The 22,763-nt window shown below is 42.7% G+C and carries 20 protein-coding genes; 5 read left to right on the forward strand and 15 right to left on the reverse strand.

The genetic code is table 11. The annotated features are described in order from the left end of the window. Positions 1–343 precede the first annotated feature (343 nt). Positions 344–2,074: an arginine--tRNA ligase gene (argS, locus tag E5A76_RS18190; protein ID WP_161119785.1), complete on the forward strand. Its 1,731-nt coding sequence runs from the start codon at positions 344–346 to the stop codon at positions 2,072–2,074. A 79-nt stretch (positions 2,075–2,153) separates the two neighbouring features. Here the strand turns inward: argS and E5A76_RS18195 are convergent, their stop codons facing one another. Next, a complete protein-coding gene (locus E5A76_RS18195) occupies positions 2,154–2,759 on the reverse strand; it encodes a DUF924 family protein (protein ID WP_023932992.1) in 606 nt (201 codons plus the stop codon). Between the two features lie 142 nt (positions 2,760–2,901). On the opposite strand from E5A76_RS18195, the gene E5A76_RS18200 reads away from it, so the two are divergent. Then, positions 2,902–3,333, forward strand: a complete 432-nt coding sequence (locus E5A76_RS18200; RefSeq protein ID WP_107164960.1) for an HIT domain-containing protein — start codon at positions 2,902–2,904, stop codon at positions 3,331–3,333. A 102-nt stretch (positions 3,334–3,435) separates the two neighbouring features. Here the strand turns inward: E5A76_RS18200 and E5A76_RS18205 are convergent, their stop codons facing one another. The 5 genes from E5A76_RS18205 to znuA form a co-directional block, all read right to left on the reverse strand. Next, on the reverse strand, positions 3,436–3,678 hold the full coding sequence (locus tag E5A76_RS18205; RefSeq protein WP_107164959.1) for a FeoC-like transcriptional regulator: 243 nt from the start codon (positions 3,676–3,678) through the stop codon (positions 3,436–3,438). After that, positions 3,675–5,960, reverse strand: a complete 2,286-nt coding sequence (gene feoB, locus E5A76_RS18210; RefSeq protein ID WP_161119786.1) for a Fe(2+) transporter permease subunit FeoB — start codon at positions 5,958–5,960, stop codon at positions 3,675–3,677. The genes E5A76_RS18205 and feoB overlap by 4 nt, the downstream gene beginning before the upstream one ends. Next, positions 5,960–6,187, reverse strand: coding sequence for a FeoA family protein (locus E5A76_RS18215; RefSeq protein WP_042116797.1), 228 nt, complete (start codon positions 6,185–6,187; stop codon positions 5,960–5,962). The genes feoB and E5A76_RS18215 overlap by 1 nt, the downstream gene beginning before the upstream one ends. Positions 6,188–6,492: 305 nt before the next feature. Beyond that, positions 6,493–7,851 carry a murein DD-endopeptidase MepM gene (mepM, locus tag E5A76_RS18220; protein WP_161119787.1) on the reverse strand — a complete coding sequence of 453 codons (1,359 nt, stop codon included), beginning with the start codon at positions 7,849–7,851 and terminating at the stop codon, positions 6,493–6,495. Positions 7,852–7,854: 3 nt separating this feature from the next. After that, positions 7,855–8,805 carry a zinc ABC transporter substrate-binding protein ZnuA gene (znuA, locus tag E5A76_RS18225; RefSeq protein WP_161119788.1) on the reverse strand — a complete coding sequence of 317 codons (951 nt, stop codon included), beginning with the start codon at positions 8,803–8,805 and terminating at the stop codon, positions 7,855–7,857. 165 nt (positions 8,806–8,970) lie between these two features. Here znuA and znuC point away from each other — a divergent pair, with 165 nt between their 5' ends. Then, a complete protein-coding gene (znuC, locus tag E5A76_RS18230) occupies positions 8,971–9,735 on the forward strand; it encodes a zinc ABC transporter ATP-binding protein ZnuC (protein WP_161119789.1) in 765 nt (254 codons plus the stop codon). Next, positions 9,732–10,517 carry a zinc ABC transporter permease subunit ZnuB gene (gene znuB / locus E5A76_RS18235; RefSeq protein WP_161119790.1) on the forward strand — a complete coding sequence of 262 codons (786 nt, stop codon included), beginning with the start codon at positions 9,732–9,734 and terminating at the stop codon, positions 10,515–10,517. The genes znuC and znuB overlap by 4 nt, the downstream gene beginning before the upstream one ends. A 65-nt stretch (positions 10,518–10,582) precedes the next feature. Here the strand turns inward: znuB and sucD are convergent, their stop codons facing one another. The 8 genes from sucD to sdhC all read right to left on the reverse strand — a co-directional run bounded on the left by sucD (position 10,583) and on the right by sdhC (position 20,192). Beyond that, positions 10,583–11,455: a succinate--CoA ligase subunit alpha gene (gene sucD, locus E5A76_RS18240; RefSeq protein ID WP_053988450.1), complete on the reverse strand. Its 873-nt coding sequence runs from the start codon at positions 11,453–11,455 to the stop codon at positions 10,583–10,585. Then, positions 11,455–12,621, reverse strand: a complete 1,167-nt coding sequence (gene sucC / locus E5A76_RS18245) for an ADP-forming succinate--CoA ligase subunit beta (protein ID WP_053988451.1) — start codon at positions 12,619–12,621, stop codon at positions 11,455–11,457. Before sucC ends, sucD begins: the two co-directional genes overlap by 1 nt. A 149-nt stretch (positions 12,622–12,770) precedes the next feature. Next, positions 12,771–13,976, reverse strand: coding sequence for a 2-oxoglutarate dehydrogenase complex dihydrolipoyllysine-residue succinyltransferase (gene odhB / locus E5A76_RS18250; RefSeq protein WP_053988452.1), 1,206 nt, complete (start codon positions 13,974–13,976; stop codon positions 12,771–12,773). Between the two features lie 27 nt (positions 13,977–14,003). Further along, positions 14,004–16,835 (reverse strand): 2-oxoglutarate dehydrogenase E1 component, encoded by a 2,832-nt coding sequence (gene sucA, locus E5A76_RS18255; protein WP_161119791.1) that lies wholly within the window; start codon positions 16,833–16,835, stop codon positions 14,004–14,006. Positions 16,836–16,953: 118 nt separating this feature from the next. Further along, entirely contained in the window at positions 16,954–17,667 is a 714-nt protein-coding gene (locus E5A76_RS18260; RefSeq protein WP_008986547.1) for a succinate dehydrogenase iron-sulfur subunit, read from the reverse strand. Positions 17,668–17,682: 15 nt separating this feature from the next. Further along, positions 17,683–19,449 (reverse strand): succinate dehydrogenase flavoprotein subunit, encoded by a 1,767-nt coding sequence (sdhA, locus tag E5A76_RS18265; protein ID WP_161119792.1) that lies wholly within the window; start codon positions 19,447–19,449, stop codon positions 17,683–17,685. Beyond that, a complete protein-coding gene (gene sdhD, locus E5A76_RS18270) occupies positions 19,450–19,797 on the reverse strand; it encodes a succinate dehydrogenase, hydrophobic membrane anchor protein (protein WP_053988455.1) in 348 nt (115 codons plus the stop codon). It abuts the gene before it with no gap. Beyond that, positions 19,791–20,192: a succinate dehydrogenase cytochrome b556 subunit gene (sdhC, locus tag E5A76_RS18275; protein ID WP_053988456.1), complete on the reverse strand. Its 402-nt coding sequence runs from the start codon at positions 20,190–20,192 to the stop codon at positions 19,791–19,793. Before sdhC ends, sdhD begins: the two co-directional genes overlap by 7 nt. A gap of 390 nt (positions 20,193–20,582) precedes the next feature. Here sdhC and E5A76_RS18280 point away from each other — a divergent pair, with 390 nt between their 5' ends. Beyond that, on the forward strand, positions 20,583–21,872 hold the full coding sequence (locus E5A76_RS18280; RefSeq protein ID WP_053988457.1) for a citrate synthase: 1,290 nt from the start codon (positions 20,583–20,585) through the stop codon (positions 21,870–21,872). Positions 21,873–21,944: 72 nt separating this feature from the next. On the opposite strand, the gene E5A76_RS18285 is transcribed toward E5A76_RS18280, so the two are convergent. Then, positions 21,945–22,703, reverse strand: coding sequence for a Nif3-like dinuclear metal center hexameric protein (locus tag E5A76_RS18285; RefSeq protein ID WP_161119793.1), 759 nt, complete (start codon positions 22,701–22,703; stop codon positions 21,945–21,947). Positions 22,704–22,763 lie beyond the last annotated feature (60 nt).

Raw genomic sequence — 22,763 nt, forward strand, 5'->3', positions numbered from 1 at the left:
AAACAGGAATTTAACGCACTCCATTCCCAATACAATAACGCGTTACACATTATTTACCCATAACAAAAAAAGTTTAAAAAAAAACGTAAACAATAGGTTTTTCCAGTTGCCAAAGTACCTCTATGTGTGGGTATTATTAGGACAATACCTGCTGCGTATTCAAGACTTCGGTGCATATTTAGATATTCGCGACCCCGTCAAAAATACTCACGTTAATTACTTGATTAACTTTTGTGATCAACTTGTTTTATTTCGTGATTATTTTTGACGGTGATCTTGTAATACGTAGGCATTTTTGCCTCTTATTAATAATTGGCTTTACAAATGATGTAAGGATCAGCGTGTGAACATTCAAGCACTTATTAACGATAAAGTATCTCAGGCTCTAGAAGCCGCTGGCGCACCTGCAGGCAGCCCTGCAGCAGTTCGCCAATCAGCTAAAGCTCAGTTTGGTGATTACCAAGCGAACGGTGTTATGGGCGTAGCAAAGAAGCTAGGTACTAATCCACGCGAATTCGCACAAAAAGTTATCGACTGCTTAGACCTTGACGGTATTGCAGAGAAAGTTGAAATCGCAGGCCCAGGCTTTATCAACATTTTCTTAAACAAAGCATGGTTAGCAGAGCGTGGTGAAGAAGCACTTAACGATGAGCGTTTAGGTGTGAACACAGAAGCGGCACAAAACATCGTTGTTGACTACTCAGCGCCAAACGTTGCTAAAGAAATGCACGTAGGTCACCTACGTTCAACTATCATCGGTGATGCCGTTGTTCGTACTCTTGAATTCCTAGGCCACAATGTTATCCGTGCTAACCACCTTGGAGACTGGGGTACTCAGTTCGGTATGCTTATCGCTAACATGCAGCGTAAAGAGCAAGAAGGCGCTGACGTATCGATGAATATTAGCGATCTTGAAGGCTTCTACCGTGAATCTAAAGTGCTTTACGATGAAGATGCAGAGTTCGGTGAAACTGCGCGTAACTTCGTTGTTCGTCTACAAAGTGGTGACGAGTACTGCCTAGAGAAGTGGAAGCAACTTGTTGAAATCACACTAAAGCAGAACCAACGCAACTACGATCGTCTAAACGTGTCACTAACTGATGACAACGTAATGGGCGAATCTATGTACAACAACATGCTACCTGGCGTTGTTGCAGATCTTAAAGAAAAAGGTCTAGCAGTAGAAAGCGACGGTGCAACAGTTGTTTACCTAGACGAGTACAAAAACAAAGACGGTGAGCCTATGGGTGTGATCATCCAGAAGCGTGACGGCGGTTACCTATACACAACTACCGACATCGCTTGTGCTAAGTACCGTTACGAGCAACTACATGCAGATCGCGTACTTTACTTCATCGACTCACGTCAGCACCAACACCTAATGATGGCTTGGGAAATCGTACGTAAAGCAGGTTACGTACCAGAGAGCGTATCTCTAGAGCACCACGCATTCGGTATGATGCTAGGTAAAGACGGTCGTCCATTTAAGACGCGTGCCGGTGGTACAGTTCGTCTGGCTGATCTACTTGATGAAGCAGAAGAGCGTGCTAACAAGCTAATCGAAGAGAAGAACCCTGAACTAAGTGCTGAAGAGAAAGCAAACATTGCACAAACTGTTGCTATGGCTGCAGTTAAGTACTCTGATCTGTCTAAGCACCGTACTACAGACTACATCTTCGATTGGGACAACATGTTGGCATTTGAAGGTAACACTGCACCATACATGCAGTACGCATACACACGTGTAGCGTCTATCTTCAAGCGTGCGAACGTTGAGCTAGCAGATCTTACTCAACCTATCGTTATCACTGACGAGAAAGAGCAAGCACTACTGTCTAAACTACTTCAATTCGAAGAAGCTGTTCAATCTGTAGCGCGTGAAGGTCAGCCACACCTAATGTGTACTTACCTATTCGAACTTGCAGGTATGTTCTCTAGCTTCTACGAAGCATGCCCAATTCTTAACGCTGACGAAGCAACCAAGCAAAGCCGCTTGAAGCTTGCAATGCTAACAGCGAAGACTATCAAGCAAGGTCTAGATCTTCTTGGTATCGAAACACTAGAGCGTATGTAATTTACATTCCTCTTAAAATTGAAAAGCCTTCCAAATGGAAGGCTTTTTTATATCTGACGATTAAATAACACAACTAAAATTATTGCCCGAATCGCTGACCACCGTCGTTAAGCCAAGCCAATTCGCCTTGCGTTGATAAGCGTCCTTGTACTGCATTGCGATAAGGAAAACGACCAAACTGTTTGATCACCTCAAAATGGCTTTTGGCATAGTTATAAAAGCCGTCAAAAAGCTCACTATTTTCAGCTGAAGTACATTCTGTTAATTGCTTAAAACGGAACACACTCTCTTCTTGATCTTCTAAATCTTCAGCATGCTCTAATGGTAAATAGAAGAACACACGCTCAATGGCTGTTAATTCCATATCTTGATTTAACGCTAAGCCACGTTTACATAGTGCTAAAGCTAATGAATCGTAACGAAACGCTGCACTTAAGCCTCGGTAAATATTACGGCTAAATTGATCTAATAAGATGATTAATGCTAAACGTCCTTTCGCTGTTTCACACCAATGATTCAACTCACCTTTACCCGCTTTACTTACCCACGATTGAAAATGCGCTTTGATATAAGCATCAACCTCATCGCCGCCTAAAAACCAAAGCGAGTGTTTATTTTCTTTTGTCACTTCGCCATCGAGTTCGCCAAACCAATAATCGAGTACAAACTGATATTCGCTTGCCATACATAGCCTCACAATAAATTCGTGTCATTAACAAAAAGTCAGAGAATACGTTAAGGATAATACCAATACACTGAAATTAAGCATACTATGATAACTATTGCTCTGGCTTGTGAGCCATAATGTACCTTTAAGGAATAATTACATGCATTTCACTCTTCATCCTCGTCTAGAATCTGATACGACAGTGCTTGGTGACTTTCCTCTTTCTCGTGTTTTACTATCAAAAGAAGCTTTAGGCCCGTGGATTATCCTTGTTCCTCGTGTTGACGAACTGCGCGAGATCCACCACCTACCAGAACAAGATCAGTTTCAATTAATGCGCGAATCCAGTGCAGTTGCAACTTTGCTAGAAAATGATTACCAAGCCGAAAAAATTAATGTTGGTGCATTAGGTAATTTAGTCCCACAACTGCATTTACACCACATTGCACGCTTTAGTAATGATATTGCATGGCCAGGTCCAATTTGGGGTAACACTGATGGCACCCAACGTAATGATGAATTACAAGCGGCATTAGCAGAGGAGTTACGTGCAGAGCTAGGTCAAATTGAAGGCTTTAGCGCAATCAGTTAATAGGCTTATACCAAAGTAATTTGAAGTGGCTTCGGTATAACAGCATAGATAAACAAAAAGGCAGCTCATAATAAGCTGCCTTTATTTTATTTCATGATGTGATTATCGCATCACCGTAATTGAAAGCTCGTTATCAGCAAGACAACGATACCAAACCTCTTTGGCGGGTTGACAACAATCTGTGCTATCGCAGCCAACCAATTCTCGTCCAACAGAACCTTTGCGGATCCAAACATCAAGCATAGCTTCAACCCCGTCTTCTGACATTCCGAAGTGTTGCGAAAGCTGCTTACGACTCACACGTCCATGTTGTTCAATATATTGTTTTAGCTGCTGTAAGATCATTCTATTAATAGACCTTCAAGGTTAGTTTGCTTTTTCCCTTCTCGTTTCAATAACAAGAAGATACCGCCATTAATCAAGATGAAGAAACCAATCCAAAATGCACTCGTTGCAGGATGATCAACAAAGTGAGCAATTTGGTAGAACCAAGTGGCAAATGAGTAAGCCATTAGCATAGTCCAGCCTGCAATAAACAGAGCAAACTTCTGACCAAACTCACGAACATAAGCACCCATTGCCGCTGCACATGGCGTGTAAAGCAGAATGAAAATCAAGTATGCCATTGCTGCTGCACCACTTACGAAGTGCGCTTGAATGTTACCGTAGACAGATTCGTTAACACCCTGCTCTTCAGCAACCGCTTGTTTATCTTCTAAATCACCAACTTCGATACCCAGTGGATCGCTAAAGCTTAATGCTGCTAGGTTATCACCAACCGATTCAACCGCTTCTTTTAAGCTAGCAACAAGGTTGTATTCTTCATTGCTGTCATCTGTTGCTGGTGCGTATAAGCTGTTTAGCGTACCTACAACGGCTTCTTTTGCGAAAATACCCGTAATGATACCGACTGTTGCTGGCCAGTTATCTGCTTTCACACCAATAGGCTCAAGCACAGGCGTGACTACTTGTGACGCTTTAGATAGCACAGAGTTAGACGTATCTTCGTTACCGAATGAACCATCAGTACCTAATGAGTTAAAGAAACTTAATACCGCAACAACAACAACAATGGTTTTACCAGCACCAAATACAAAGCGCTTTAGCTTTTGCCACGTTTTGATCACAACATTACGAATAGTTGGTAATTCGTAGTTTGGCATTTCCATGATAAAGCTATCGCTAGAGCCAGGATAAAGGGTTGAACGTAAAATAAGACCAGTAAGTACAGCCGCAACAATACCTAATAGGTAAAGTGCAAATACCACGTTCTGACCATTTTCAGGGAAGAACGCTGCTGCAAACAGTGCATATACCGGTAAACGTGCACCACATGACATAAACGGTGCCATTGCCGCCGCAAGTTTACGCTCACGCTCTTGCTCTAGGGTACGTGTTGCCATGATCGCAGGTACGTTACAACCAAAGCCAAGCACTAGGGGAACAAATGCTTTACCAGGTAAACCTACTTTCTGCATCACTTTATCAAGAACAAATGCAGCACGCGCCATGTAACCTGAACTCTCTAATACCGCAAGGAACAGGTACAAACATGCAATCACAGGAATGAAGGTTGCGACAGTTTGGATACCACCACCGATACCATTGGCAATGATCGTTACTAGCCATACCGGCAAGTGATCATCTAATAGATGGTGACCACCATCAACTAATAGCGCCCCAAAGCTGATATCAAAGAAATCGATAAATGCACTACCGATGTTTATCGCAAACATAAACATCACGTACATTACTAAGAAGAAAAATGGGATACCAACAAAGCGGTTCAGTAATACACGGTCGATTTTATCTGTCAGGCTATTACTTAAACGGCCTTCTTGACGACGCACTTTTTGACATAACTGATGCAAGAAAGTGTAACGCACATCCGCTACTTGAATATCAGGATCAACCGTATTCAATAAATCTGCACGTAAACCACATGCCGTTGCTTTATCTTCATCAGATAGTGTATTGATCACTAAAGTATCGTTTTCTAATACACGAATACCTTGCGCACGAGCGTTTAGCTTATCGTTATGTTTAAATAACGGTGCTAATTGACTCACCACTTGCTCAAAATCTTGACCATAATCGAGCTCAAACTCGTTAACCACAACACCTTGCGTTAACATTTTATGCAGCTTAGTTTTAAACTCAGCAATACGCTCCATGTTATTAGCTGATAATGCTAAAACAGGACAACCCAGCGCTTTTTCAAGTGCCTTAATATCTAACACTTGGCGCTGGCGTTTAAGCACGTCCATTTTATTAAGCACGACAACCATTGGACGGCCTAACTCACGTAGCTGTAGAGTCATGTATAAGCTACGCTCTAAGCTCGATGCATCAACAACGTTAATAATTACATCTGCAGGTGTGGTTAAAATCGCACGCGAAGCAATGGCTTCATCAAGACTGTTAGCATCATTTGCACTATCAAGGTTATATATACCAGGAAGATCGGTCAGAGAGAAATCATCACCGTTATGTTGGTAGCGACCTGTTTTCTTCTCAACTGTTACACCAGCCCAGTTACCCACTTGCTGTTTGGCACCTGTTAAGCCATTAAATAGGGTCGTTTTACCACTGTTTGGGTTACCAACAGTAAGAATATTGTATTGCATTACAGCGCCTCAACCTCGATATTTTCTGCAATTTGCTTACGTAAAGCGATATCAACACCACGAACGCGTACTTGAAGCGGATCGCCTAAAGGAGCCAAACGAACGACGGTGATCTCGGTACGAGGAAGTAATCCCATAACCATTAATTTTTTTCGTGTTGCTGCTGGTAACGCAGACATATTAATGACCGTCCCGCAGTTTCCGCATGACATCTCTGACAGCTTCATAGTAAATCGCTACCTTAATACGAATTATTAGCATTTGTGATTAGAGAGTTTACCGCTTGATATAATTTCTGTCTTGTCTTAAATCAAAAAAATTATTTTTTTATCTCTTTAGAGCAAAAAACATCCACCAACCAGAATTAAATACAGTCAAGATATAAATAAATAAGCCTTAATACCCTTTTAATATTTTACTTTCAAAACGCAGACAAGCTATCTGTCTCTGGTTTTCATACTTACTTTCCATCATGGTGAAAAAGCCACACAAAAAAAGCGCACCTAAGTGCGCTTTTTATTAATCATAGTCATTAGCTCGCCATGACATCTTTAAATTTCTTCTTATAGAAGCTAACTTGCTTCATGAAGTTGCTTCGCTCTTTACCGTATAAAGGATCGGCCTGCGGCAATGGTACTTTCATCGCATTTACCGGACGACCATTTTTTAGTAATTCGTAGTGTAAGTGAGGGCCTGTTGAACGGCCTGTATTACCACTTTTAGCAATACGTTGACCCATTTTCACTTTATCGCCAACTTTCACTTCACGCTTACTAAGGTGGAGGTATCGTGTCATATATTCACGACCGTGTTTCACCACAATATAGTTACCCGCTAATGGGTGATAACGCGACTTCACAACCACACCATCACCTGCAGCCAATACCGTTGTACCAACAGGTACCGCAAAGTCCGTACCATTGTGTGGTGAACGACGCCCCGTAATTGGGTGTAAACGGTTAGGGTTAAATGATGAACTAATACGGTAGCGCTTCGCCGTTGGAATACGACGGAATGAGCGGTTTAGACTGTGTGCATCATCATCATAGAATTGATCGTCATCGCCACGAACGATAAAAAAGTTATTTTTGCCATTGCCTGACTTGTAATAAAACGCATTGATTTCCCCTTTGCTCACAGCTTTACCATCAATGAACTCACGATCAAGTCCAACAGCAAAGCGATCGCCTTTATGGGCTTCTCGACCAAGGTTAAATTTCCATTGCAGCGCCTTAACCAAGGTTTGAATTTGAGTCGGCGTCAATCCAGCAGCACGAGCTGAATTATAAAAGCTACCATCGACACGACCAGTTAACATGACCGGCTTAATATCACCCTTTTGGATGATTTCTTTATACACGTAGCCTTTCTTCGACAAAGTGAAAGTATCGGTTTCTTTCTTACTTCGAATAATTTTAAGTTCGGTTAACTTACCATCATCATCGACTTCCCATTCCAATGTTTGCCCAACACGTAGATGCTGAACGGATTTATTAGCATCAATGAGGCGGTACATATCAGAAATAGGTAAACCATATTGAGAGAAGATGATCCCAAGCGTTTCACCAGAAGCAACACGGTGTTTATGCTCAACCTCCGCTTTTGCTTCTACAAGCTGTTGCTCAATTTCATCTTTAGGGGCTTGGAATTCAGGATCGTTCTGATCGAGAGAAACGCCTAATGGTTCGCTATCTTGCTCAGATAGCAAATCCAATTTAGCAGGTAATTCAACATCAACACGCTTAGGTGTGGATGTTGAAAAAGTAACTGATTGCTTAGCTGGCTGCCACATTATGGCAGCCATCATAAGCACAGAAGTGGAAACTAACGCAATTTTGTGCTGACGCGGTAACCCTTTAATCGAAGTTGCTACCGCTTTATATAATTTCATTATCTACTTTAAACACTTGGCAAAACTTTGTCCGAGTTCCTTAATAAATCGGACGTATCCTCCCTTGCCCTCTTTGACGTTGGTAGCCATCGGGTCAAGAGTCCCTATTTTTACCCCAGTCCCTTCTGTAACACTATCGACTACTGCTGGTGAGAATTGTGGCTCACTAAACACACAGTAGGCTTGCTTATCCTGTAACGATTTACGGATTGTAATTAAGGTTTTTGCGCCAGGTCGACGGTCAGGTTCAACCGTGAAATGTCCAAGGTTATTCAAACCAAATTGGTGTTCAAAATAACCATAGCCATCATGAAAAACATAATAACCTTTACCTGAAAGTGGCTTTAATTCCGTATTCAGCTCATTTACGGCCTGGTTAACTTCTGAGGTAAACGTTGAAAGGTTAGCGAGATATACCTTTTTATGCAATGGATCATGTTTAATCAGTGCCTCTGTGATCACATTTGCAGCTTCAATTGTCTGTTTTGGCCCCATCCAGAAGTGTGGATTTAGACCTGAATGGTTATGATGATGTCCTGCATGTTCATCATGAGCATCATGGTCATGGTCATGGTCATGGTCATGGTCGCCATGATGAGCTTCATCTTTCTCTTCGCTAGCATAGTTTAAGAAATGAATGCCAGCTTGCTGAGTTAAGGCAAAACTATTTGGGTTATCCGCCATAAGTTTGGTTAAGAAGGTTTCTAACTGTGGTCCAACCCAAATCACAAGATCTGCATTATTCAATTTTTTCACATCAGACGGACGCAACGCATAATCATGTGGAGAAACACCAGGCGGCAAAATCGCCTCACTGGTTGCAGCACCTTGAACTAACTCACTTACAATCAAATTAAGTGGCTTTATGGTGGTAACTACATTGAATTCTTTTGCCATAGCTGAACTTGATAACATTAATGCTGCTGCACAAGCTAATGATGTAATACGCTGCATGTTTTGTCCTAATTATTTTAATTGCACTATGATACCGTCAATACAGTTTTACGCCTTAACGGTATATTCCCTAACAAGTTGGATAATGTTACAATATAACAAATCAGGTAATGTTATATTATAACATTACACCTTTTGCAAAGCCTATTTAAGACAGCTCCCTTTATGACAACCCTAGTCGAACTACAATCTGTCACTGTTTCATTTGGTGAACGTGATGTTTTAGATAACATTTCGCTTAAATTAGAACGTGGTGAAATTACTACCTTAATCGGCCCAAATGGCGCAGGTAAATCCACCCTTGTAAAAGTTATTACGGGACTTAGTAAACCAACAAAAGGAAAAGTGGTTCGTAAAAAAGGGATCCGTATTGGCTACGTACCTCAAAAGCTACGTTTAAATGATACGCTGCCATTGTCTGTTGATCGTTTCATGCGTTTAGCTGGGCGTTATAGTAAAGAGCAGCGTATTGAAGCCCTTGAAATGGTAAACGGTAGTCGCTTACTAGATAGCGATATGCACGGTTTATCTGGTGGTGAAATGCAACGTGTCCTACTTGCACGTGCACTACTACAAAAACCTGATTTATTAGTACTTGATGAACCTGTTCAAGGTGTTGATGTAACAGGTCAACTTGAGCTTTACCGTTTAATTCAACAATTACGCGATATGCTTAACTGTGCAATTTTAATGGTTTCTCACGATCTGCACCTTGTGATGGCAAAAACAGATAAAGTGATTTGTCTGCAACATCACATCTGTTGTTCAGGTAGCCCATTAAGCGTAACAAACCATCCCAAATATATTGCGTTATTCGGTCATACCTCGACTGAACAATTGGCTCTTTATGAACACCAACATAACCACCAGCACGATGCCTCAGGCAAACCTCAAGGCTGCTGTAACAACCATCAGGATACAAAAGCATGATTGAGTTTCTTCTGCCTGCCCTTATTGCTGGTATTGGTATTGCTATTTTAGCAGGTCCATTAGGCTCATTCGTTGTATGGCGCAAAATGGCCTATTTTGGTGATACCCTATCGCATGCTTCATTATTAGGTATCGCATTAGGTTTCTTATTTAATATCAACTTGAACCTAGCACTAGTGATCTGCTGTTTAGTGCTTGCTGTGATCTTAGTGACACTGCAAAAACAGCGTTATGTCGCCACGGATACTTTGCTAGGTATTCTAGCCCACAGTGCCCTTTCGCTCGGCTTAGTGGCTGTTAGCTTTTTAGATAATGTACGCATTGATTTAATGGCGTACTTATTTGGCGACTTACTGGCTGTAACAACCACCGATATTCTTTGGATTTATTGCGGTGGCGCCGTTGTGCTAGGACTACTTATTTTCCTATGGCGCCCATTACTATCGATGACTATCAGTGAAGAAATGGCACAAGTTGAAGGTGTTAATGTTGATTTAATGCGTTTAATACTGATGCTAATGGTAGGTATGGTTATCGCTGTCGCAATGAAGTTTGTAGGAGCATTGATCATCACGTCATTACTGATCATCCCAGCAGCAACTGCTCGTCGTTTTGCACGTAGCCCTGAATCAATGGCAATACTTGCCTCTATACTTGGCGCTATTGCAGTATGCTTAGGTCTTGCAATGTCATGGCATTACGATACACCAGCAGGCCCTTCAGTGGTTGTCTCTGCTGCTGCAATGTTCATGTTAAGCCAGTTAAAACGTGCTGAGCGTTAAACTAACAACGCTTGTATAGACATAAAAAAACCGCTCAAATGAGCGGTTTTTATTTTCTAGCTAACTTACCAGTTTGTTACTTCACGTAACGCTTTACCGATATCTGCTAAGCTTTTCACTGTTTTAACGCCCGCCTCTTCAAGTGCTGCAAACTTATCTTCAGCCGTACCTTTACCGCCAGAAATAATCGCACCAGCGTGACCCATACGCTTACCAGGAGGCGCCGTAACACCTGCAATGTAAGAAACAACAGGTTTCGTCACATTTTCTTTGATGTAAGCTGCCGCTTCTTCTTCAGCAGTACCACCGATTTCACCAATCATTACGATTGCTTCTGTCGCTGGATCTTTTTCAAACATCTCAAGAATATCGATGAAGTTAGAACCTGGAATTGGATCACCACCAATACCAACACACGTTGACTGACCAAAGCCTTCGTCAGTGGTTTGCTTAACCGCTTCGTAAGTCAATGTACCTGAACGCGATACAATACCTACTTTACCTGCTTTGTGAATATGACCAGGCATGATACCGATCTTACACTCATCAGGTGTAATAACACCCGGACAGTTAGGACCGATCATACGAACGCCAGCTTCATCAAGACGCACTTTCACATCCAGCATATCCAGCGTTGGAATGCCTTCTGTAATAGTTACGATAAGCTCGATACCCGCATCAATCGCTTCTAAGATTGCATCTTTACAGAATGGCGCAGGTACATAAATAACGGTAGCTGTAGCTCCCGTTGCTTCAACCGCTTCACGTACCGTATTAAATACAGGAAGACCTAGATGTGTTGTACCACCTTTCCCCGGAGATACACCGCCTACCATTTGAGTACCGTAAGCAATTGCCTGCTCAGAGTGGAATGTACCTTGACCGCCAGTAAAACCCTGACAAATCACTTTGGTATCTTTATTAATTAAAACTGACATTATTTACCCTCCGCTGCAGCAACTACTTTTTCCGCTGCTTCTGTTAGCGAAGTCGCAGCAATAATATTAAGACCACTATCTGCAAGCTTAGCCGCGCCTACTTCTGCATTGTTACCTTCAAGACGAACAACAACAGGTACTTTAACGCCAACTTCTGCAATCGCACCGATAATGCCATCTGCAATAAGATCACAACGTACGATACCACCAAAGATGTTTACTAGTACGGCTTTCACATTGCTATCAGAAAGGATAATTTTGAACGCTTCAGTTACACGCTCTTTGGTTGCACCGCCACCTACATCAAGGAAGTTTGCAGGCTGACCACCGTGTAGGTTAACAATATCCATTGTACCCATTGCAAGACCAGCACCATTAACCATACAGCCAATGTTTCCGTCTAGTGCAACATAGTTAAGCTCCCACTGTGCGGCATGCGCTTCACGCTCATCTTCTTGTGACGGATCGTGCATTTCACGCAGTTTTGGCTGACGGTACATCGCATTTGAATCGATGTTAATTTTACCGTCTAGACACAGAAGGTTGTTATCGCCCGTGATAACTAGTGGGTTTATTTCAAGCAGTGCTAAATCGTAATCAGCAAACATTTTACCTAAGCCCATAAAGATCTTGGTAAATTGCTTGATTTGGTCGCCTTTAAGACCAAGTTTGAATGCAAGCTCACGACCTTGATATGGTTGAGGACCAACCAATGGATCGATAGCTGCTTTATGAATTAATTCTGGGGTTTCTTCGGCAACTTTCTCAATTTCCATACCACCTTCAGTCGATGCCATGAAAACAATACGTCGAGAGCCGCGATCAACAACTGCACCTAAGTACAATTCATTGGCAATATTTGATGCTTCTTCAACAAGAATTTTAGTGACTGGTTGACCATTTGCATCTGTTTGGTAAGTCACAAGGTTCTTACCTAACCAGTTTTGTGCAAATTGCTTAATGCCATCTTTGGTCTCATGTAATTCCACACCGCCCGCTTTACCGCGACCACCAGCGTGAACCTGACATTTCACCACCCACTTAGTACCGCCAATTTTACCGGCAGCTTCAGCAGCTTGCTGAGGCGTATCACATGCGTAACCTTCTGGTACCGGTAAACCATATTCAGCGAATAGCTGTTTTGCCTGATATTCGTGCAAATTCATGATGTTCTATCCGTTTTATTATCCCTTTGGGACTTGTTATATCCATACGAGGCACTCTTGGGAACCTCTTCGTCATTATGTTTGGCAATTTTAGACCAAAAGTCAGTAATAGGCTGAATAATGAGCATTTATTCAGCCTATATGCCAAATTATACGTCTAGTAGTAGACGTGTAGGATCTTCAAGCAACTCTTTAATCGTTACCAAGTAGCCCACCGATTCACGACCATCAACCAAACGGTGATCGTAAGACAATGCAAGGTACATCATAGGTAAGATTTCAACTTGACCATTAACCGCCATTGGACGGTCTTGGATCTTATGCATACCTAGAATGGCTGATTGTGGTGGGTTGATAATTGGTGTCGACATCAGTGAACCAAATACACCACCATTAGTGATAGTAAAGTTACCACCCGTTAAATCATCAACCGTTAGCTTTCCATCACGACCTTTAATGGCAAGATCTCGAATTCCTTTCTCAATTTCAGCTAAGCTCAACTTATCACAATCACGTAGCACAGGAGTTACTAAGCCACGTGGTGTTGAGACAGCAATGCTGACATCGAAGAAGTTGTGGTAAACAATGTCGTCACCATCAATAGATGCATTCACTTCAGGGTAACGTTTCAGCGCTTCAACCACAGCTTTCACGTAGAAAGACATAAAGCCAAGACGAATACCATGACGCTCTTCGAAGATATCTTTGTATTGCTTACGCAGATCCATGATTGGCTTCATGTTCACTTCGTTAAACGTGGTCAGCATCGCTGTACTGTTTTTCGCTTCAAGTAGACGCTCAGCTACACGCTTACGTAGACGTGTCATAGGCACACGTTTTTCGCTACGATGCGCTAATGGTGCTTCAACTGCTGGTGCTTGTACTGGCTCTGGTGCTGATTTTGTTTTCAAGTACGCTTCAACATCTTCACGCGTAATACGTCCGCCAACACCTGAACCTTTCACCGCACTTGCTTCAATGCCGTGTTCACCTAAAAGACGACGAACAGCAGGGCTTAGTGCTTCACTTGTTTCTTCAGTTAGCGATGCTGTATTTCGTTTATTTGGTGATGCTTCTGCTTCAGTTGGGACATCTTGCGTAGGCTCACCGGCAACAGCACCTGCTTTAATCTTACCAATCAACTGCTTAGTAAGAACTGTTGTACCTTCATCTTCAAAGATAGCTTCTAAAATACCATCTTCAGGAGCTGGAACTTCTAATACTACTTTATCCGTTTCGATATCAACCAGTACCTCATCACGAGATACGGCATCGCCAGGTTGTTTGTGCCAAGTGGCAACGGTTGCGTCAGCAACAGATTCCGGGAGGTCGGGAACCAGAATTTCGATTGTCATATCGGTTTTGTCCTTTTTGTTCCAGTTCTAATTATTATTTTGCTCTTTTGGAGCAATAGTTAAAGCATCTTCGACAAGTGCTTTTTGTTGTTTCAAGTGCACCGACATGTAACCTACCGCCGGTGAGGCTGATGCTGGTCGACCTGCATAACTTAAACGCGCGCCTGCTGGCAATGCTGAATAGAAATTATGTTGGCTTGAATACCACGCACCTTGGTTTTGAGGCTCTTCTTGACACCATACAAAATCAGTCACGTGTTGATACTCAGCAATAGCAGCTTCAACGTCTTCTTTCGGGAATGGGTACAACTGCTCAATACGAACAATAGCCACATCGTCTTGCTCGTCTTTCCGACGTTGCTCAAGTAAATCGTAATAAACTTTACCTGAACAGAACACAACACGTTTAACTTTACTTGGGATCAAGTCATCAACTTCGCCAATCGCAGGTAAGAAAGTACCGTTAGCGAGTTCATCCAATGTCGACGTACATAACGGATGACGAAGCAGTGACTTTGGTGACATCACAATCAATGGACGACGCATCGGGCGAATCACCTGACGACGGATCATGTGGTAAACCTGAGCTGGCGTTGATGGCACAACTACTTGCATGTTTTGCTCAGCACACAATTGTAGGTAACGCTCTAAACGTGCCGATGAGTGCTCAGGGCCTTGACCTTCATAGCCATGAGGTAACAGCATGGTTAAACCACACATACGACCCCATTTTTGCTCACCAGAACTGATGAACTGATCAATCACAACTTGAGCACCGTTGGCAAAATCACCAAATTGCGCTTCCCAAATGGTTAAACCACCTGGCTCTGCCGTTGCATAACCATATTCAAATGCCAATACCGCTTCTTCCGATAGTACGGAATCGAACACTTGGAATGGGCCTTGACCATTATGAATATGAGCAAGAGGTACATAAGTACTGGCATCATCTTGATTATGAAGTACAGAATGGCGGTGGAAGAAAGTACCACGACCAGAATCCTGACCAGTAATACGAATACGACTGCCTTCATCTACCAGTGTTGCGTAAGCTAGCGTTTCGGCCATGCCCCAATCAAACAGTTTTTCACCTGCAATCATAGCTAAGCGATCGTTATACAGCTTTTGCACACGGCTTTGTAATTTATGACTTTCAGGATATTGGCAAAGACGAGAGCCTAGCTCTTTAAGACGTTCTTCTGAGAATTTGCTATCCCATTCAACTGTCCAGTCGTGCCCTAAGTATGGAGCCCAGTCGACTGTATGCAGATTCATTGGACGCCATTCTTTTACCACACACTCGCCGCGATCAAGCGCATCGCGATATTCATTCACAAGGCTGGTAGCAGTATCTAAGCCAAACACGCCAGCATCAGTTAAGAAATCTGCATAGATCTTACGTGGTGTAGGATGCTTTTTGATTTTCTGATACATCAACGGCTGAGTCGCATTTGGCTCATCAGCTTCGTTGTGACCATGACGACGATAACAAACTAAGTCAATGACCACATCGCGCTTGAACTCATTACGGAAGTCAAACGCAAGACGTGTAACAAAAGCCACAGCTTCAGGATCATCAGCATTCACGTGGAAGATTGGAGCCTGTACCATCTTAGCGATATCAGTACAGTATTCTGTAGAGCGAGTATCACTTGGATTCGACGTGGTAAAACCAACTTGGTTATTCACTACGATGCGAACCGTACCACCAACTCGGTAACCACGTGCTTGCGACATGTTAAAGGTTTCAGCAACAACACCTTGCCCCGCAACCGCTGAGTCACCATGGATAGTAATTGGTAATACTTTTGAACCTGATTCGTCACCTAAGCGATCTTGTCGAGCACGAACTGAACCCACGACTACTGGGTTAACAATTTCAAGGTGAGATGGGTTAAAGGCAAGAGCAAGGTGAACATCGCCGCCAGGTGTTGCGAAATCGGCAGAGAAACCTTGGTGATATTTAACATCACCGGTACCCCAGCTTTCGCCATGCTTACCAGCAAACTCATCAAATAGATCCTGTGGCTTTTTACCTAACACATTAACTAACATGTTAAGACGACCACGGTGAGCCATACCGATAACAACTTCACGTACACCTTGTGATCCCGCATGACGAATAAGCTCTTTCATCATAGGGATCAGTGCATCACCACCTTCAAGTGAGAAACGCTTCGCACCTGGGAACTTAGCGCCTAAGTAACGCTCAAGCCCCTCTGCGGCTGTTAATTCATCAAGAAAAGTGAGCTGTTCATCTTGCGAGAAAGACCCATGCCCCATTACTGATTCAAGGCGTTGCTGAATCCAACGCTTTTCTTCTGTATCAGTAATATGCATGTATTCTGCACCAATCGAACCACAATATGTGCGTTTCAGTGCAGCATAGATTTCAGACAACTTCATGGTCTCTTGACCAACAGCGAATGAACCTACATTGAATGTTTCATCAAAATCTTCTTCAGTCAGACTATGAAATGCAGGATCAAGATCCGGCACTAAATCACGCTGCCATAAACCTAACGGATCAAGTCTTGCATTTTGATGTCCACGGAAACGGTACGCATTAATAAGTTGCAATACCTTTACTTGTTTTGCATCTACATCTGGATCACTGACGGTAGCACTTAAAAAGTTGGTTTCTTTCGCTAGACGTCGGAAATAATCACGAACACGTGAATGCGGTTGTTCTACTGCTGTCTCATTGACGGCTGGTAATTCAACGAAAATATCACGCCATTGTTCGTCAACTAATTCTGGGTCGCTAAGATACAACTCGTAGAGATCTTCTACGTAAGTCGCATTGGCGCCAGCTAAATGTGAAGACTCAAGCCATGCCTTCATAACGCCGTTCTGCATTATTTTCCCTTAACCACTAGTTATCGCCATTTGCACCGATTATATCATTCGGGCCTTAAGGCCGGCTTGCCATACTCAATCATTGAGTCAGTATCACCGGCATATCGATATTATATTTTTAGACTGCGCGTTTAAGCAGCATAGATTTAATGTGACCAATCGCTTTTGTTGGATTTAGCCCTTTAGGACAAACATTTACACAGTTCATTATGCCATGGCAACGAAAAACACTAAATGCATCATCAAGATTTGATAATCGTTCATCTGTCGCAGTATCACGACTATCAATTAACCAACGATAGGCTGCCAATAACCCTGCAGGACCAATAAATTTATCAGGATTCCACCAGAATGATGGACAAGATGTTGAACAACATGCACACATAATACATTCGTACAAGCCGTCTAAATGTGCACGATCTTCAGGTGCTTGAAGATTTTCACGCGCAGGAGGCACTGCACCATCGTCGATTAAGAAAGGTTTCACTTTCGCATAATTACTGTAGAACTGCTCCATGTCGATGATCAAATCACGGATCACAGGCAAGCCCGGTAATGGGCGAATAACAATCGTGCTACTTCCCGTTAAAGCTGATAATGGCGTAATACAAGCGAGGCCGTTTTTACCATTCATGTTGATACCATCAGAGCCACATACCCCTTCTCGACATGAGCGACGGAAAGCTAATGTTGGATCTTGCTCTTTTAACAAGATAAGTGCATCAAGCACCATCATGTCAGAGCCTTCTGGCACTTCAAGCGTATAACCTTTCATGTGTGGTGCATTGTCCACATCCGGGTTATAGCGATAAATTGAGAAATTGAGTTTCATCTTAATAACCTCCCCTTAGTATGTACGCGCTTTCGGTGGGAAAGCTTCACGATGAACAGGTGACATATTTACATCACGCTTCGACATAGATTCAGTCTCAGGGTTGTAAATAGAGTGACATAACCAATTTTCATCGTCACGCTCAGGGAAGTCGAAACGCGCATGGGCACCACGACTTTCTGTACGGTAATTTGCCGCGATAGCCGTTGCCATTGCTGTTTCCATTAAGTTTTCAAGCTCTAAACATTCAATACGTTGAGTATTAAATTCTGAAGAGGTGTCATCTAAGCGTGCTGTTTTCAGACGCTCACGGATTTCTTTCAGCTCAGTCAAACCTGTCGCCATCGCATCACCTTCACGGAATACCGAGAAGTTGTTTTGCATACACGTTTGTAGATCTTTACGAATTTGAACTGGATCTTCACCCTTCTGAGTGCTATTCCAACGGTTAACTCGAGCAAGCGATGCTTCAATATCAGAATCTGTTGCAGGACGAGCTTCCGCTTGTGCCGCTAACGTTTCACCAAGATGTAAACCTGTCGCACGACCAAATACCACTAAATCAAGCAGTGAATTACCACCTAGACGGTTTGCACCATGTACCGATACAGAAGCAATTTCACCACAGGCAAATAGGCCTTGTACTTCTTCATCAGCGCCAGACGCATTTTGTTTAAGTGCCTGACCTGAAACCTGCGTTGGTACCCCACCCATCATGTAGTGACAAGTAGGAATAACTGGGATTGGCTCTTTTACTGGGTCAATATGAGCAAAGGTACGAGAGAGCTCACAGATACCCGGTAGACGTGATTCCAGAACATCTTTACCGAGGTGATCAAGTTTAAGCTTAATATGTGGGCCCCACGGACCATCACAACCGCGTCCTTCGCGGATCTCAACCATCATGGAACGTGCAACCACGTCACGACCGGCTAAGTCTTTCGCATTCGGCGCGTAACGCTCCATAAAGCGTTCACCATCTTTATTAAGAAGGTAACCACCTTCACCACGACAACCTTCTGTCACCAGTACACCAGCGCCAGCAATACCGGTTGGGTGGAACTGCCACATTTCCATATCTTGCATTGGTACACCAGCACGAAGTGCCATACCAACACCATCACCAGTGTTGATGTGTGCATTTGTTGTTGATGCGTAAATACGACCTGCACCACCAGTTGCAAGAATCGTTGCTTTAGATTTGAAGTAGCAAATCTCGCCTGTTTCCATACACAGAGCAGTACAGCCTAGGATCGCACCGTCTTGGTTTTTCACTAAATCTAATGCATACCACTCAGAAAAAATCGTCGTTTGATGCTTAATATTTTGCTGATAAAGCGTATGAAGTAAGGCATGGCCTGTCCGGTCAGCGGCAGCGGCTGTACGTGCTGCCTGCTCACCACCAAATTCTTTAGACTGACCACCAAATGGGCGTTGATAAATGGTACCGTTATCAAAACGTGAAAACGGCAACCCCATTTTTTCTAATTCAATAACTGACTTAGGGCCATTCTGACACATGTATTCAATGGCATTTTGATCACCAATGTAATCAGAGCCTTTGACGGTATCGTACATATGCCACTGCCAGTTATCTGGATGTGAGTTACCTAGTGCAACAGTAATACCGCCTTGAGCAGATACAGTATGTGAGCGCGTAGGGAACACTTTTGATAACAAAGCACACTTTAGACCTTGCTCAGATATTTGTAATGCGGCACGCATACCCGCACCACCAGCGCCGATAACCACGGCATCAAATTCACGAACTGCAATGCTCACTTACGCACCCCACACAATAAAGAAACCTGCAAACAGGTAGACAAAAAGAACCGCTACGACAACAAACTGTAATCCCACTCTTAAAACAGCAGGTTTAATATAGTCTGTTAGCACTTGCCATAACCCAATCCATGCATGCACGAGGATCGAAACTAAAGCTAACATGGTAAAAACTTTGGTACTGATTTGGCTAAAAAATGCACTCCAGGTTTCAAACGTTAACTCAGGACCAAACGCAAAGAAACCGACCATATATACGGTGTAAAGGGTAAGAATGATCGCTGTAGCTCGGATCAATATAAAATCGTGAATACCATTACGGCCGACGGAAGATACGTTAGTTACCATACTAAGCCTCCTGCAAATACTGCTAGTACAGCGACAATTGCAAAGCTCACTTTGGCACTTGCAATGCCTGTTTCCATTTCTTCGAAATAACCTAAATCCATCAACAAGTGACGAACACCTAACACAATGTGATAAAACAATGCTGTCAGTACGCCCCACAGAACAAATTTCACAAAAAAGCCATCTGTAATATTGGCAGCAGCAGTGAATCCTTCAGGGGAAGATAAAGATAGGTTTAGCAGCCATAGCAAGATGGCAAGGGATACGAATGTAATCACGCCTGAAACGCGGTGTAGGATTGACGCTATCGCAGTTAGCGGGAAGCGTATGGTTTGCAGGTCGAGATTAACAGGTCTTGGCTTATTTACTTTCACGGTTTGCCCACTCAGCTCCATTGAAGCAATTTATTTTTATTTAAACTCTCTGAGATATACGTACAAGCCAGCAAACAAGCGCAAACAAAAATTCAATATTAGGTTATTATTATGTTGAGCAGACGTTTATAACGTCATTACCTAATTCTCATAACTGATTGACATCTTGGATGTAAAATCCTGGCGGTAGTATAACCAGAGACCTATCATCACTATACGCCCCGTAACATTCAAAAACAAACTCAGTTACATGATGTCAAACACGATTCTCACAAAATAATACTTTTTTGATAAAACTTATTAACAAGCGCACACAAAGAAGCACAAAAATTGACAAAGGATTCACCTAGCGGTACAACAAATGCACATCCGTATTGGATTAGGATTATAAAAATAGCAAAGGAGATTGTTATGGCAGATAAGAAAGCTACTCTTCATATTGAAGGGAAAGCACCTATCGAACTGCCGATTATCGGGGGCTCTGAAGGCCAAGATGTAATTGATGTGCGTAAACTTGGCGCAAACGGTTTTTTTACATTTGATCCAGGTTTTCTCGCAACAGCCTCGTGTGAATCTCAAATTACATACATTGATGGCGAGAAAGGAATTCTGCTACATCGCGGTTTCCCTATTGATCAATTAGCCAATCACGCAGACTACTTAGAAGTTTGTTATGTATTGTTATACGGTGAGGTCCCTACCCGAGCTGAATATGAGCAGTTTAGAACAACTGTTACACGTCATACGATGGTACACGAGCAAATTGCAAGCTTCTTCCATGGCTTCCGCCGAGATGCTCACCCGATGGCTGTAATGTGTGGTGTTGTAGGTGCTTTATCTGCGTTCTATCACGATTCTCTGGATATCAACAATGATACTCACCGTGAGATTGCTGCTTTTAGACTTTTATCTAAAATGCCAACGCTTGCGGCTATGTGCCATAAATATAACATTGGTCAACCGTTTATTTATCCACGTAACGACCTTGATTACGCAGAAAACTTCCTTCACATGATGTTCGCAACACCTTGTGAAGAATACGAAGTAAGCCCAGTTGTTGCACGTGCAATGGATAAGATTTTCACCCTGCACGCTGATCATGAGCAGAATGCATCGACGTCTACAGTACGTCTTGCTGGTTCTTCTGGTGCTAACCCATTTGCTTGTATTGCAGCAGGTATTGCGTCACTTTGGGGACCTGCTCATGGTGGTGCAAACGAAGCTTGTCTGAAGATGCTTGAAGAAATCGGTAGTGTTGAAAACATTCCTGAATTCGTTGAACGTGCAAAAGATAAAGATGATCCATTCCGTCTAATGGGCTTTGGTCACCGCGTTTACAAAAACTATGACCCTCGTGCAACCGTTATGCGTGAAGCATGTCATGAAGTACTTGAAGAGCTTAAAATTCAAGATCCACTACTTGATGTAGCTATGGAGCTTGAGCGTATTGCTCTATCTGATGAATACTTCATTAGCAAGAAACTATACCCGAATGTAGATTTCTACTCAGGTATTATCTTAAAAGCAATCGGTATTCCTGTATCGATGTTTACCGTAATTTTTGCGATGTCACGTACCATCGGTTGGATTGCGCATTGGAATGAAATGCACAGTGATCCAACAAACCGTATTGGTCGTCCTCGTCAGCTATATACTGGTAAAACACAGCGTGAATTTAAGCCTCTTCACGAACGTGAGTAAACACTTAAACCACGCAAATAAAAAGGTTGAGCCAAAAGCTCAACCTTTTTGTTATCTAAACAACAGATTCGATTAAACCGGATTATCAATATCAATAAAGGTAACATCGAAGCTATGCTCTTGCGCTAACCACTCGCCCAATGCTTTAACACCATAACGCTCTGTTGCATGGTGTCCTGCCGCGAAATAATGAATACCCAATTCACGTGCTGTGTGAGTGGTTCTTTCTGAAACTTCACCAGAAATGAACGCGTCACACCCTTGTTGTGCTGCTAACTCAATGTAATCTTGACCGCCGCCCGTACACCACCCTACTTTCTTGATCAATTGTGGTTGCACTGGTGCAATATGTAATGGCTCGCGCTGCAATGCCATCGCAATTCTTGCCGCAAAATCTTCACCTGAAATAGCTTGTTCTAACTCACCATAAATCGCAACTGAACGTGGGTTACCTTGCTCCAAACCGCCAGTAATGTCTAACCCTAAACGTTGTGCTAACTGAACGTTATTACCTACTTGAGTATGCACATCTAGCGGTAAATGGTAAGCATATAGATTAATACCATTTTCAATTAAGGCTTTAATACGACGATACTTCATGCCGCGAATTTCAGCTGGCTCGCCTTTCCAGAAAAAGCCATGATGTACTAATAACGCATCTGCCTTTTCTTCAATTGCACGATCAATGAGTGCCTGACAAGCCGTTACTCCAGTAATAATTTTTTTTACTTCCGTTTTACCTTCAACTTGCAACCCATTAGGACAATAATCTTTGATCAAGTGAGGAGAGAGAAACTCATTCAGTAACGCTTCAAGAGCAAAATTATTCATTGATGTTGTCCTTAATCTTCTAACTTAAGTCTTTTTAATACTATGGTATCAGTGTACTAA

Source organism: Photobacterium lucens (assembly GCF_009873615.1).
Lineage (GTDB): Bacteria > Pseudomonadota > Gammaproteobacteria > Enterobacterales > Vibrionaceae > Photobacterium > Photobacterium lucens.

Coding starts and splice junctions, on each gene's coding strand:
- E5A76_RS18195 (WP_023932992.1), bottom strand. CDS start 2,759: ATGGCAAGCGAATATCAGTTTGTACTCGATTATTGGTTTGGCGAACTC.
- E5A76_RS18200 (WP_107164960.1), top strand. CDS start 2,902: ATGCATTTCACTCTTCATCCTCGTCTAGAATCTGATACGACAGTGCTT.
- E5A76_RS18205 (WP_107164959.1), bottom strand. CDS start 3,678: ATGATCTTACAGCAGCTAAAACAATATATTGAACAACATGGACGTGTG.
- feoB (WP_161119786.1), bottom strand. CDS start 5,960: ATGCAATACAATATTCTTACTGTTGGTAACCCAAACAGTGGTAAAACG.
- E5A76_RS18215 (WP_042116797.1), bottom strand. CDS start 6,187: ATGAAGCTGTCAGAGATGTCATGCGGAAACTGCGGGACGGTCATTAAT.
- mepM (WP_161119787.1), bottom strand. CDS start 7,851: ATGAAATTATATAAAGCGGTAGCAACTTCGATTAAAGGGTTACCGCGT.
- znuA (WP_161119788.1), bottom strand. CDS start 8,805: ATGCAGCGTATTACATCATTAGCTTGTGCAGCAGCATTAATGTTATCA.
- znuC (WP_161119789.1), top strand. CDS start 8,971: ATGACAACCCTAGTCGAACTACAATCTGTCACTGTTTCATTTGGTGAA.
- znuB (WP_161119790.1), top strand. CDS start 9,732: ATGATTGAGTTTCTTCTGCCTGCCCTTATTGCTGGTATTGGTATTGCT.
- sucD (WP_053988450.1), bottom strand. CDS start 11,455: ATGTCAGTTTTAATTAATAAAGATACCAAAGTGATTTGTCAGGGTTTT.
- sucC (WP_053988451.1), bottom strand. CDS start 12,621: ATGAATTTGCACGAATATCAGGCAAAACAGCTATTCGCTGAATATGGT.
- odhB (WP_053988452.1), bottom strand. CDS start 13,976: ATGACAATCGAAATTCTGGTTCCCGACCTCCCGGAATCTGTTGCTGAC.
- sucA (WP_161119791.1), bottom strand. CDS start 16,835: ATGCAGAACGGCGTTATGAAGGCATGGCTTGAGTCTTCACATTTAGCT.
- E5A76_RS18260 (WP_008986547.1), bottom strand. CDS start 17,667: ATGAAACTCAATTTCTCAATTTATCGCTATAACCCGGATGTGGACAAT.
- sdhD (WP_053988455.1), bottom strand. CDS start 19,797: ATGGTAACTAACGTATCTTCCGTCGGCCGTAATGGTATTCACGATTTT.
- sdhC (WP_053988456.1), bottom strand. CDS start 20,192: ATGGAGCTGAGTGGGCAAACCGTGAAAGTAAATAAGCCAAGACCTGTT.
- E5A76_RS18280 (WP_053988457.1), top strand. CDS start 20,583: ATGGCAGATAAGAAAGCTACTCTTCATATTGAAGGGAAAGCACCTATC.
- E5A76_RS18285 (WP_161119793.1), bottom strand. CDS start 22,703: ATGAATAATTTTGCTCTTGAAGCGTTACTGAATGAGTTTCTCTCTCCT.